Genomic DNA, 13,314 nt, shown 5'->3' on the forward strand with positions numbered 1-13,314 from the left:
CTAGACCCTGCTTTCAGTTATCATAAGCTATTATCAGAGCGTGTTTACCTTTCCTGATTGGAATTTGTTTAACTTAAGGGTGCTTTAATCGCGTCGTGAGGACATTAGCATAGTTTTTATATGCAATACCCGAACAACAAAGAGAGTAGCCACAAGATAAACACTTCGAACAACATGCGTTTGGTCTTTATTTAGGGTTATTGCATGACTTATGTAGGAAACTACAGCCCAATGCTTAACCTTATTTAATAGCCAACCACACAGTTGAAAAGCAATCTTGAAAGGCCAACACGCTCTTAAGCAATCACCTTCTGTGAAAGATCAGGTATCGAATGAACTTAGAAAACATATTAGCGCAAGCACTTGAGGCGGTAGCCAGTGCCAGTGAAATAGCGCAGTTAGAAGATATCAGGGTTAATTACCTTGGTAAAAAAGGCGAAATCACTAGCTTACTTAAAACGTTAGGTAAAATAGCACCTGAAGAACGTAAAGAAGCAGGACAAGTTATAAACCAAGCCAAACAGGATGTACAAGCTGCTATTAACGAAAAGCGTGAATTGCTTGCAAGTAAAGCACTTGAAGAAAAGCTAGCTGCTGAAACTATAGATGTAACTCTACCAGGGCGTGTTATGCCTACCGGCGGTTTACACCCTGTTACGCGTACTATTGAGCGTATAGAAAGCTTTTTTGGTGAGTTAGGTTTTGAAGTTAAATCTGGTCCAGAAATCGAAGACGATTTTCATAACTTTGATGCGCTAAATATCCCTGAGCACCATCCAGCACGTGCTGATCATGATACCTTTTATTTCAATCCTAAATTAGTACTACGCACACAAACTAGTGGCGTGCAAATTCGTACTATGGAAACTGAGCAGCCACCACTGCGGATTATTTCACCTGGACGTGTATACCGTAACGATTACGACCAAACACATACACCAATGTTCCACCAGGTTGAAGGTTTAATGGTTGATACCGATGTTAGCTTTACTGAGTTAAAAGGTATTTTGCATGATTTTTTACGTAACTTCTTTGAAGAAGATATGGAAATTCGTTTCCGTCCTTCATTCTTCCCGTTTACAGAACCTTCGGCTGAAGTAGATGTTATGGGTAAAGACGGTAAGTGGTTAGAAGTACTAGGCTGCGGCATGGTACATCCAAATGTACTTAAGTCTGTGGGCATTGACCCAGAAAAATACACCGGCTTTGCCTTTGGCATGGGTGTAGAGCGTTTAACTATGTTGCGCTATGGCGTAAACGATTTGCGTGCATTTTTCGAAAATGACTTAAAATTCCTGAACCAGTTCCGTTAAGAGTGAAACAATAAAATGAAATTTAGTGAAAAGTGGTTAAGAGAGTGGGTTAATCCTGCTATTGATACGCAAGCTCTTTCGGAACAGCTTTCAATGGCTGGTCTAGAAGTTGATGGTGTTGAGCCTGCTGCTGCCAAATTTAATGGCGTAGTTGTTGGTGAAGTTGTTGAATGTGGTCAACACCCTGATGCAGATAAACTTCGTGTTACCAAAATTAACGTAGGTGGCGATGAGCTACTTGATATTGTGTGTGGTGCACCAAATTGTCGTTTAGGTATTAAAGTTGCTGTTGCAACTGTGGGCGCTGTACTTCCTGGTGACTTTAAAATTAAAAAAGCCAAACTACGCGGCCAACCTTCAAACGGAATGCTATGTGCTTTTGTTGAGCTAGGTATTAGCGAAGAAGGCGACGGCATTATGGAATTGCCAAGCGATGCACCAGTAGGCACTGATTTACGTGACTACCTAGGTCTTGATGACAATATTATAGATGTTGACTTAACACCAAATCGTGGTGATTGTTTAGGTATTAAAGGCCTTGCTCGTGAAGTAGGTGTTTTAAATAGCATTGACGTAAATGTATTAGATATCTCAGCGGTTACGCCAACAATTGATGACAAAGTATCAATTGAGCTAGTTAACGAAGATGCATGTCCTCGTTACCTTGGCCGTGTGATAAAAGGCATTAACCTTGATGCTGAAACACCACTTTGGATGGTTGAAAAATTACGTCGTAGTGGCGTACGTTCTATCGATCCTGTAGTTGATGTTACTAACTATGTATTACTTGAACTTGGTCACCCAATGCACGCGTTTGATTTAAATGCGATTGAAGGTGGTATTAAAGTTCGTAGTGCAAACGCAGGCGAAGAACTTGTTTTATTAGACGGTAATACCGCTAAATTAAACGACACAACACTTGTGATAGCCGATCATAATAAAGCACTTGCAATTGCGGGTATTTTTGGTGGGGAGCAATCAGGTGTTACAGATAAAACATCTGATATATTACTTGAAAGCGCATTTTTTAATCCTGTAGCAATTGCAGGACAAGCACGTAGCTACGGTTTACACACTGATGCTTCACACCGTTATGAGCGCGGTGTTGATTTTGCTCTACAACACGATGCAATGGAACGTGCAACAGCACTTCTTCTTGAAATTGTGGGTGGTCAAGCAGGTCCAGTAGTTGAAGCTGTTGCGGCTGATAAACTACCAAAAGTGACTGAAGTACGTCTTCGTCGTGCACGTTTAGACCGTGTTATTGGTCATCATATTGAAGATGCTAAAGTAACAGATATTCTTACGCGTTTAGGTCTTGATGTTAAAGTAGAAAATGAAAGCTGGAGTGCGGACGTACCAAGCTACCGTTTTGATATTCGCATCGAAGAAGATTTAATTGAAGAAGTAGCACGTGTTTACGGTTACAACAGCATTCCAAATGTTGCACCAACTGCAAAACTTAAAATGACGACACATAACGAAGCAACTATTGCGCTTAGCAAGTTCCGCAATACGTTAGTGACTCGTGGTTACCAAGAAGCAATTACGTACAGCTTTGTAGACCCTAAAGCACAAGCTATTTTACACCCAGAGTGTAAAGCAATGGTATTACCGCATCCTATTTCAATTGAAATGTCAGCAATGCGTGTAAGTTTAATGCCGGGTTTATTAGCGTCTGTAGCGTATAACCAAAATCGCCAACAGCCTCGTATTCGTTTATTCGAACATGGTCTTAAATTTATAAGCGACGAAAGTGCAGAAAATGGTGTTTACCAAGTACCGGTTATTGGTGGTGTTATTACGGGTCTTGTAAATGGTGAACATTGGGTTGAAGAAAAACGCAATGTTGATTTTTACGATTTAAAAGGTGATGTTGAAGCCTTACTTGCAATTACCAATGACATTACTCGCTTTGAAATTAAAGCCGAGCAGTCAGATGGACTTCACCCTGGTCAATCAGCAGTAATATATGTTGATGGTAAAAAGGTTGGTTTTTTTGGTGCTTTACATCCTCAAGCTCAAAAGTCGTTAGATATCAACAACGCAACTTTTGTTTTTGAAATTGAAATGTCAGCAATAGAAAAAAGAAATTTACCGCAAGCCGAAGGGGTGTCTAAATTCCCTTCAAATCGCCGCGACATCGCGATTTTAGTGGCAGACAGCGTTAAATCTGGCGACATTTTAAGCGTGATCGAAAAAGTTGGCGGAAATCAATTGGTTGACCTAAACTTATTCGATGTGTATAAGGGCAAAGGTATTGAGCCAAATTATAAGAGTTTGGCGATTGCTCTAACACTGCAAGCGGTTGATAGAACACTCGAAGAGAAAGATATCAATCTAGTAGTTGATAACGTGGTGGCCGAATTGGCCGAACAGTTTAATGCATCGTTGAGGGACTAGATATGGCGCTTACTAAAGCCGACATAGCTGAACACCTATTTGAAAAGCTCGGGATCAATAAAAAAGATGCCAAAGATTTAGTTGAAGCGTTTTTTGAAGAAATCCGCTCAGCGCTAGAAAAAGGCGAGCAGGTTAAGCTCTCTGGATTTGGTAACTTTGATCTTCGAGACAAAAAAGAAAGACCAGGCCGCAACCCGAAAACAGGCGAAGATATTCCTATTTCGGCACGTCGCGTGGTGACTTTTCGACCAGGTCAAAAGCTTAAAACCCGCGTAGAAGTGGGCACAAGCAAAGCAAAATAAAAAAAGGCAGCGTAAGCTGCCTTTTTATTTGCCTGAATAACCTAGTTATTAAATTATACCAACCTGCATAAATCTTTGATCAATTTAACGAATTAAATAACACTATAACGTCGTTAAAATATTTTTATCTAGAACAACTAGATACAAAATTTTTGCCTAGTTCTAGCGTAATTTCCTTAACGTTAAATAGACCCCATACATAAGCAGATTGGTATTAGGTTATTTTTGCGATTATAAATTAAAACTCTCGAGGAGATACAAAATCACCTGCCATTATTTGCTGAAATGTTTGCTCTGCAAGTACATCTAGGCTATCTAAGCTTTTACCATTTGCGACTAGTTTCTGCTCAATTTCAAATACATCAATATTTTCAATCCCCGACATTTGCGCTACTTTAGAAAATATATATGCGTGCTTAAACTTATCATGTTTATAAAAAAGACTAATAAGTGATGTATACACTTCCGGATTCGGTATGTTGTCTTTTTTATTGAGCTCTAGAGTTTTATAAAGTAAATCAATGGTTTTTTCATCATCAAATTTAATATAGTACGATGCTAAAAAAAATTGCATTTCGGCACTTTGCGTTACACTTTTATCATTTTCTATAGCCAATAATTTAGTCAACGCACTTTGGTTGTTATTTCGTGACCATTGGTAGTAGAGCAAACCTGGGTGGTTTGTATTTTGGGTATCTTGATATAACCGAGTCATTTCTTTAATACTCGTTAATTGACCATCAATACGTGACGTTTTTTTAGCTTTTAACTTAATATGTTCAATTTTAGCGGCCAAAGTTATGCATTGGTTATAAGATTCAAAGTCCTTGAGTAATTGGTATTTATTTTCATCAGTAGGATCTTTGTATTCTATGTAGCGTTTGATAATTACATCAGAACGCTCATCCTTGCAGTGACTGTCTTTGTTTAAGTCGCTACAAAAGCCAGGTGTTTCTTTGCACACTTGTGCGAGTGTTAACGGCTCTTCACACCCTGCCAATGTTAGCAAACCCAATAGTACACTTGCTTTTTTAAGCATTCCTTAACCCCAAATGAATATTTACTTTGTTATTCTAACGCAATCATTTAACGCCTAACAGTAGAGAATAACTTCAGTTTAAATTAGAATAGCCCTGCCTGAAGTGCATTACTCTCAAAATATAGTGCATTTTTAAAGGCTATCCGTTCAAAATGATAAACTTAGGTAAATAAAATGACCTCATCTCACGAGTTAGAATACACAAATAGTTGGCAAGAGCGCCAAGATTACGCAGAAAGCATGCAACCAATTATTGGTAAGCTTTACCGTAATCGTGGTATCGAAATCGCTGTATATGGCCGTCCTCTCGTAAATGCCAGTACTATCGATATTATCAAATCTCACAAAACCGTTGCTCAGTTTGAAGGCACTAAATTACGTTTGCGCGAAAGCTTCCCATTTTTAGAAGCTATCAGCAAAATGGAATTAAACTCAGCACGTATTGATATTGGTAAGCTTGCATATAGTTATTTGTTCACTGAAGCCGCAAAAGGTCGTTCAGTAGAAGAGTTTGTAAAAGATGAACTTGCAGAAATAACAGACTCACCAGCGAAAGAGCCACGCGATGTAGTATTGTATGGTTTTGGTCGTATCGGTCGTTTATTAGCGCGTTTATTAATTGAAAAATCAGGTCCATATTCAGATTTACGTTTGCGCGCTATTGTTGTGCGTGGTGGTAAAGATGGGGATCTTGAAAAGCGTGCAAGCTTACTGCGTCGTGATTCAATTCACGGTCCATTCAATGGCTCAATCACGATTGATAAAGAACGCAATGCAATTAAAGCTAACGGTAGCTACATTCAAGTTATTTACGCTAACTCTCCTAGCGAAATTGATTACACTCAATACGGTATCGACAATGCATTAATTGTTGATAACACCGGTATTTGGAAAGACGAAGCGGGCCTTGGCCAGCACCTAGAGTGTAAGGGCGCTGCAAAAGTATTATTAACAGCTCCTGCAAAAGGCAATATCAAAAACATCGTATATGGTGTTAATAACAAAGATATTTTACCTGAAGATAAAATTGTTTGTGCAGCAAGCTGTACAACCAATGCAATTACACCAACGCTTAAAGCATTAAACGATAAGTTTGGTATCAATAATGGCCATGTTGAAACTGTACACTCGTACACGAACGATCAAAACCTTATTGATAACTACCACAAAGCAGAGCGCCGTGGCCGTGCCGCAGCACTCAATATGGTAATTACTGAAACAGGTGCTGCAAAAGCGGTTTCAAAAGCATTACCAGAGCTTGAAGGCAAGTTAACAGGTAACGCAATCCGCGTACCTACACCTAATGTGTCGCTAGCTATTTTAAATCTTAACTTAGCAACAAGCACATCAGTTGAAGAGCTAAACGCATTTTTACGCGATACAGCACTTCATTCAGACTTACGTGATCAAATTGATTACACTGCATCAACGGAAATTGTATCTACCGATTTAGTAGGTAGCCGTTACGCAGGTGTTGTTGATTCACAAGCAACAATTGTTGAAGATAACCGTATTGTTTTATATGTATGGTACGACAATGAGTTTGGTTACAGCTGCCAAGTAGTTCGTTGTATGCGCGATATGGCCGAAGTGTCATTCCCAAGCTTACCTCACTAATTTATTTGCAGTGACTTAAAAGCCAGCATGTTGCTGGCTTTTTTGGTCGTGTATTATTTTTAAAGCGTATGCCTTGTGATAGGCTTTAATTAAGAAGATGCACATTCGTTTTACTATTTATAAAATAATGTCAGTTCTGTGAATTAATAAGCAGATAAACTTATTCAACCTAAAGGTTTTTTCATGAAAATCAGCAGCAATTTCGACAGTGGTAATATCAAAGTTATTGAAGCCACCGATCCTTTAAATATTCAATTAGAAATTAATAAAGATCACCAGTCTGAATTTTATCAGTGGTTTCACTTTCGTCTTGAAACAACACCTTACCAATTGCATAAGTTAAATATTAATGAGCTTGATAAATCAGCTTACCCAGATGGTTGGGAAGGGTACCAAGCCGTTGCATCATATGACCGCCAAACATGGTTTCGTGTACCATCAAGCTATGAAAATGGCACATTAAGCTTTGAAATTGAACCAGAGTGCGGCAGCGTATATTTTGCTTACTTTGCGCCATACAGTTACGACCGCCATTTAGATTTATTATCTTGGGCACAAAGCCAAGGCGCTTGCCAATTAATAACGCTTGGTGAAACACTCGATGGCCGCGATATGAGTGTGCTTAAAATTGGTGAGCCAAGTGAAGACAAGAAAACCATTTGGATCACAGCACGTCAACACCCAGGTGAAACAATGGCGCAGTGGTATGTTGAAGGTCTACTGCACAAACTTCTTGATGACGAAGACCCACATGCAGCTGCGCTTCTATCAAAAGCAGTTTTTTACGTTGTGCCTAATATGAATCCAGACGGTAGCGCACGCGGACATCTTCGTACTAACGCTAAAGGTGTTAACTTAAACCGTGAATGGCAAACACCAAGCATGGAAAATAGCCCTGAGGTTTACTTAGTGCTTAATAAAATGCGCGAAGCTGGCTTAGATATGCACTTAGACATACACGGCGATGAAGCTATCCCATATAACTTTGTGGCAGGCAGTGAAGGTATTCCAAGTTACGATGAACGCTTAAAAGGTTTAGAAGATAGCTTTAAAGCTGCGCTTTTAACTATTACACCTGAGTTTCAAGATGAGCATGGCTATCCAAAAGATGAGCCAGGTCAAGCTAACCTAACGGTAGGTTCATCAGCTACGGCTGAAGAATTCAAAGCATTAACGTACACAATTGAAATGCCATTTAAAGATAACAACGCTTTACCGGATCCAGATTACGGCTGGTCAGATCGTCGTTCGTATCAATTTGGTCAAGATACATTAGCGGCTATTGTTAATGTTGTTGATGATTTAAGATAAAACGTTTATCTAAAAGGGTATCAATAGTTTTGATACCCTTTTTGCTTTTAATAAAACCCCTTGTATAAAAAAATAATAATCATATAGCAGCTTTATTCTTAAAACGTTTTCAACGCTTCTTCGCTGCGTATCATCACCGTATCGGTACAAATCAATCTACTTTCATTTAAATACTACAGATGTAGTGCCTTTCGCCAAGCGTGTAATTATATATTTTGAAAATTAAGTGTTAACAAAGTTAGGTTACTTAAGTTAAGATTAATTAAATCATGAGTCGGGACGGGAGAGGTAAAACCTTATTTCGTAAAGCTTATGTAGCGTAGTAGCTAAAGCAGAGTCTCGTAATTAAAAATAATAAATATAACTATAGAGGATATCCATGGAAGCTTTTGTAAGTGCTGTTAATGATGTTGTTTGGAGTAATGCACTCATCTATTTATGCCTAGGCGCAGGCTTGTTTTATTCAGTATTAACTCGATTTGCTCAAGTTAGACATTTTAAAGAAATGTGTAAGTTATTATTTAGTCCTAACACGTCTGATAAAGGTATCTCATCTTTTCAAGCCCTTGCAGTATCGTTGTCTGGACGAGTAGGCGTTGGTAATATCGCTGGCGTTGCTGCCGCTATCGGCTTTGGTGGGCCAGGCGCAATTTTTTGGATGTGGGTTGTTGCATTTTTAGGTGCAAGCACTGCATACGCAGAGTCTACTTTAGGCCAAATTTATAAAACAGAAGAAGATGGGCAATACCGTGGTGGCCCAGCGTACTATTTTGACCGTTGTTTAGGGCAAAAGTGGCTAGCTGTTTTATTTGCTGTTTCGGCGATTATTGCCTGTGGTGTTTTTCTACCTGGTGTACAAGCAAATGCAGTAGGGAATGCGTTTACCCAAGTGTTTGGCAGTGGCAACATGGTTACTACTAGCTTTGGTGACGTAGGTAGCTTTAAGTTAGTCGCTTTAGCAATCATCCTTATTGTTTTAGCGTTTATTATTTTTGGCGGTATAAAGCGTATTGCAAACTTTACGCAAGTAGTAGTGCCATTTATGGCACTGGGTTACATAGTACTGGCATTAATCGTGGTATTTTTAAATTTAGATAAAGTAGCTGATATATTCTATTTAATTATTAGTGATGCATTTACTGCACAGGCTGGTTTTGGTGCCGCTATTGGTTGGGGCGTAAAGCGTGGTATATATTCTAATGAAGCTGGCCAAGGTAGTGGGCCTCATGCTGCAGCCGCTGCAGAGGTTGATCACCCAGCTCAACAGGGTTTAGTACAAGCTTTTTCGGTTTATGTTGATACCATTTTTGTGTGTACTGCAACAGCATTAATGATTTTAATAACGCAGCAATATAATGTTGTGGGTGATTTACCAGCAGGACAGTTTATTGTACAAAATGTCGATGCAGCGACTGAAGTAGGCTCAGCAGCCTTTACTCAAATGGCTTTATTTAGTGTATTTGGCAGCTTTGGACAAGCATTTGTCGGTATTGCATTATTCTTCTTTGCCTTTACCACAATACTTGCTTATTACTTCATTGCAGAGACAAATATTGCTTACTTAAATCGTTACTTTAAAGGCAATATCCCGCTTGTCCTTGTGAAATTTGTGATTATGTTCATGGTTGCATACGGTATGGTTAATAATTCAGGTTATATTTGGACTATTGGAGATATTGGCGTTGGCTTAATGGCTTGGATTAACATATTGGGTATTTTAGCTATTTTCTTTGTAGCTAAGCCAGCTTTGTTATGTTTGAGCGATTATGAGGATCAGAAGAAAAAAGGCGGAAAAATCACATTTGACCCAGTTAAATTAGGGATTAAAAACGCCTCGTTTTGGGAAAAGCGTCTAGAGAAACAGTCAAAAGACGCTGAGTAATTAAACTTAGTGGGCAACTTAGAAAATTATAGCCCCTAAATCAGTTGTTGGTTTGAATTCAAAAAAGACAACGAGAAATAAAACAAGTACAATAAAGGCGCCGAAAGGCGCTTTTTTTATGCGTAGTATGGAGAGAAGTATGGCGATTATTCGTTGCCCAAAATGTGCAAAATCAATTTCAGATAAACATAAGCAATGTCCGCATTGCGAAAGCAACATTGCAGAGCTAAACGACGAGCAAGTTTTACAACTTCAGCGCGAACAGCGAATTAAAAAAAAGCAGATGTTTATAAATCACTCCTTTTTGGCGCTTATCTTATTTTTAGGTGGTTTTTTCTGCTTGTACTTTTTACAACCGCAAGAAGAAACACTTCAGTGGTATGCTTACACTGCCGCGATAGGCATAGGCTGTATTTGGTACCTTGTAAATCGTATTATTTTAGTGACTCTAAAAAAGAAAAAATGACATGAACATCGACAATCTTGTACAAAATATTACTCCCGAATTATTCGAACGCTTACAATACGGTGCTTCTACTGGCAAGTGGCCAGACGGTACCGTTTTATCAGATGAACAAAAGCAACAAACAGTGCAGTTGGTTATGTTGTATCAAGCAAAGGTGGCTCAATCAAACGAGCAATTTACGATTGGTGCTAATGGTGAAATGATCCAAAAGACAAAAGCTCAACTACAAAAAGAATTCAAATCAGACAACGAAATAGCTAGGTTTAGTGAACATGATCTTTAAGCACCTTTTTACACCTAAGTGGAAACACCCAAAGCAACAAGTACGTCTTGATGCTATCGAAAAATTAGACATTGAACGTGATGCAACCATATTAAACACGTTAGCACTTGAAGATAGCTCAGCTGAAATTCGCCGTAAAGCGCTGCAAAAGGTAAACAATTTGCCGCTATGGTGGAAAGCGTATAAACAAGATCAAGCATTAAAAGATATAGCAGAGCTGCAAATATCTAATGCTGTTTTAAATAGCGAAAGTACACTAACAGCGCAAATCAAAAGTGAATACATAGAGCGTTTTGCACCTGTTAAAACACTCGAAAAGTTAGCATTTGCAGAAAAAGAACTGCAAGTACGCGTTAAATTATTAAAACGTTTAGCAAATCCAAAATTAGTAGAAAAAGCATTTAAAGAAGGTAGCGAAGAGCTACAAACTCAGTTAGTTGAACTTGTTATTACCCATCAATTAATTAAGCCATTAGTAAAACATGCAAAAGGTGATGCAAAAGCAGCACTTGAAACGCATATTGAAAATGAGCGTTTAGCAATTGAAATGCCACTTCAGGTTGAAAGTGCAACACGTGTTATTTTAGCTAAGTTAAATGCTTTACGTGAAAAAACAGATTTTGGTGTTGTAAATTCACAAGCCGGCGAATTAATGGCCCAGTGGCAAGCACTTGAGCTCAAATGGTTAAGTGATGAACGTGTAAAGCTGCTTGATGAAAAATATATTTCTATTACTACTAAGTTAGATGCACACATTGAACAGCTAAAAGCAGTACATGACAAAGAGCAGCAGCAATTAGCGCAACAACAGCGTCAATTATTAGCACTTGCAACACTTGAAGCTTTGGGTGAAGAAATTGAAAATGCCTTACAGCTTGGTCTTGAAACTCCAGAGCAAATTCAACAAGATTGGCTTGATGCAAAAGTAGCGCAAGCTAAGCAAGCTATTAGCGAAACAGAACTTGCTAATAATGCACAATCAAAACTCGCTGTAAGCAAGTTAGAAAAACTATTTACTCAAGTTGCTAAATTACCCGAGCTAACAACGGCTATTAAAGAGTACAAACTCGCTTTTGCAGCATTATGCGAAATTAAGCCAGCAGAAGATTTAGCACAATACGATGCAACTCTAACTGAATTTAATAATGGCTTTAAAGCAGCGCGTAATCATTTGAATGTTTTAGATGGCCCACTGCAAAGTACCTTTAAAACACAGTTAAATGGGCATAAAAAGCAATTTTTAGCACCAATGAATGAGCTAGTTAAGCCACTTGAAAAAAACCAAAGCCAAGCAAAGCGCAAAGCTCGTGATGTTAAGCGCCTAATTGAAGAAGGTCGTTTTAATGTTGCTTTTGGCGTATTTAAAGGCTTTGAAGAGTTATTTAATACACTTACTGAGCAATATCAGCAGCCACTTGTGAACATAAAAGCAGACCTTGAAGCGCAACTTGCAGATGCGAAAGATTGGCAAAAATACGCTGCAGCACCAAAGCGTAAAGCTTTATTAGAAGAAGTAAGTGCATTAGTAAGCGAAGAGTGTACAGACCCACAACAACGCGCAGAGCAAGTAAAAGCGCTACGTAAACGTTGGAATGAGTTAGGTCGTTTAGATACAGATGAAGAAAAGCAACAAGGCGTGCAGTTTGATGAACAGATCGAGCTGTTATTTGCGCCTTGCCGTAGTTACTTCGCAGAGCAAGAAGTGCAACGTGAAGCATCAAAAGCACAACGTGAAAGTATTATTAACGACATGCATGCGCTCCATTTACAGCCAACTGCTGAGGATGACTTTGATTGGAAACAATATGAAAGCCAATACAATCGTTTAAATAAAGCGTGGCGCAGTGTGGGTAAAGTTGACCCTAAAACATACCGTACACTAAACGATCGTTATAAAAATGAGCAACAACAAGTACTGGCTTTATTAAACGCATTTCATAAAAGTAATGCAGCACTTAAAAATGAGTTAGTAGAAAAAGCGCAGCAATTATCACAAAGCGATGATTTAGCCGCTGCTTGCCAAGAGTTGAAGCAAATGCAGCAGCAATGGCAAGCCATTGGCTTTGCTGGTTTAAAAGCTGAAAATGCGTTATGGCAAAAGTTTCGTCAGTATAACGATGAAACATTTACTAAGCGTAGTAGTGAGTTTGAGCAGCAAAAACTCGAGCAAAACGAGTCAGATAAACAAGCAATTGCAGAACTTGCTGAGCTTGAAGCAGCACTTAGTGATGTTAATCAAAGAGCGCAGTTGCACGACCTAGAAACAAAAGTGAAAGGGTACACGCAATTTAGATCGTTAGCGCCAAAGGTTACTAAGCTACTAGCTGCTATTGAAGATAAACTTGCATTGCTTACAAGTAAATCTGAGCAAGCTAATTTAGATGCATTAATTACTGCACTTGAAAACAATGAAGCGTTACCAAGTCAGTATCAAGCACCGCTTAAAACAACATTAAGTAAAGAGCAACTTATTACTCGCATGGAAATACTAGCGAACGTAAGTTCAACCGATAAGTCACTTAGAATGGCAGAACAAGTAGCCATGCTAGATGACAAACATCGTGGCGATCATGCTGATTTAAACTATTATTTAAAACAGTTATTAGCGCTCAGTGACGGTTCAGTTGAACCTGACACACTAACGCGACTTAAAGCGACACTTGCAGCTTAATACACTAGGGCGTGTTGACCTTTCGTG

10 protein-coding genes are annotated in these 13,314 nt (G+C 38.8%); 9 read left to right on the forward strand and 1 reads right to left on the reverse strand.

The annotated features are described in order from the left end of the window. Positions 1 to 332: 332 nt before the first annotated feature. Genes pheS through ihfA form a run of 3 tightly spaced genes read left to right on the forward strand, consistent with a single transcriptional unit; the run spans position 333 to position 4,018 of the window. Complete coding sequence (gene pheS / locus AC5NT5_RS06410) at positions 333 to 1,313, forward strand: phenylalanine--tRNA ligase subunit alpha (RefSeq protein ID WP_002960692.1); 981 nt, start codon at positions 333 to 335, stop codon at positions 1,311 to 1,313. Positions 1,314 to 1,328: 15 nt separating this feature from the next. Next, on the forward strand, positions 1,329 to 3,716 hold the full coding sequence (gene pheT / locus AC5NT5_RS06415; protein WP_494514356.1) for a phenylalanine--tRNA ligase subunit beta: 2,388 nt from the start codon (positions 1,329 to 1,331) through the stop codon (positions 3,714 to 3,716). A 2-nt stretch (positions 3,717 to 3,718) separates the two neighbouring features. Then, a complete protein-coding gene (ihfA, locus tag AC5NT5_RS06420; RefSeq protein WP_002960690.1) occupies positions 3,719 to 4,018 on the forward strand; it encodes an integration host factor subunit alpha in 300 nt (99 codons plus the stop codon). Between the two features lie 238 nt (positions 4,019 to 4,256). On the opposite strand, the gene AC5NT5_RS06425 is transcribed toward ihfA, so the two are convergent. After that, on the reverse strand, positions 4,257 to 5,057 hold the full coding sequence (locus tag AC5NT5_RS06425; protein WP_024596170.1) for a DUF2989 domain-containing protein: 801 nt from the start codon (positions 5,055 to 5,057) through the stop codon (positions 4,257 to 4,259). A gap of 174 nt (positions 5,058 to 5,231) precedes the next feature. Between AC5NT5_RS06425 and AC5NT5_RS06430 the strand changes: the two genes are divergently transcribed. The 6 genes from AC5NT5_RS06430 (at position 5,232) to AC5NT5_RS06455 (ending at position 13,287) form a co-directional block, all read left to right on the forward strand. Next, a complete protein-coding gene (locus AC5NT5_RS06430) occupies positions 5,232 to 6,674 on the forward strand; it encodes a glyceraldehyde-3-phosphate dehydrogenase (protein ID WP_335676735.1) in 1,443 nt (480 codons plus the stop codon). Positions 6,675 to 6,857: 183 nt separating this feature from the next. Beyond that, positions 6,858 to 7,985, forward strand: a complete 1,128-nt coding sequence (locus AC5NT5_RS06435; RefSeq protein WP_182734247.1) for a M14 family metallopeptidase — start codon at positions 6,858 to 6,860, stop codon at positions 7,983 to 7,985. A gap of 379 nt (positions 7,986 to 8,364) precedes the next feature. Further along, positions 8,365 to 9,867 carry an alanine/glycine:cation symporter family protein gene (locus AC5NT5_RS06440; protein ID WP_002960681.1) on the forward strand — a complete coding sequence of 501 codons (1,503 nt, stop codon included), beginning with the start codon at positions 8,365 to 8,367 and terminating at the stop codon, positions 9,865 to 9,867. Between the two features lie 139 nt (positions 9,868 to 10,006). Beyond that, positions 10,007 to 10,333 (forward strand): hypothetical protein, encoded by a 327-nt coding sequence (locus AC5NT5_RS06445; protein ID WP_024605018.1) that lies wholly within the window; start codon positions 10,007 to 10,009, stop codon positions 10,331 to 10,333. Position 10,334: 1 nt separating this feature from the next. Next, complete coding sequence (locus AC5NT5_RS06450) at positions 10,335 to 10,616, forward strand: YeaC family protein (RefSeq protein WP_007378333.1); 282 nt, start codon at positions 10,335 to 10,337, stop codon at positions 10,614 to 10,616. Beyond that, entirely contained in the window at positions 10,606 to 13,287 is a 2,682-nt protein-coding gene (locus AC5NT5_RS06455; protein WP_182693061.1) for a DUF349 domain-containing protein, read from the forward strand. Before AC5NT5_RS06450 ends, AC5NT5_RS06455 begins: the two co-directional genes overlap by 11 nt. The last annotated feature ends 27 nt before the right edge of the window (positions 13,288 to 13,314 follow it).

The sequence above is a fragment of the Pseudoalteromonas sp. J2K-J599 genome (genome assembly GCF_059295115.2).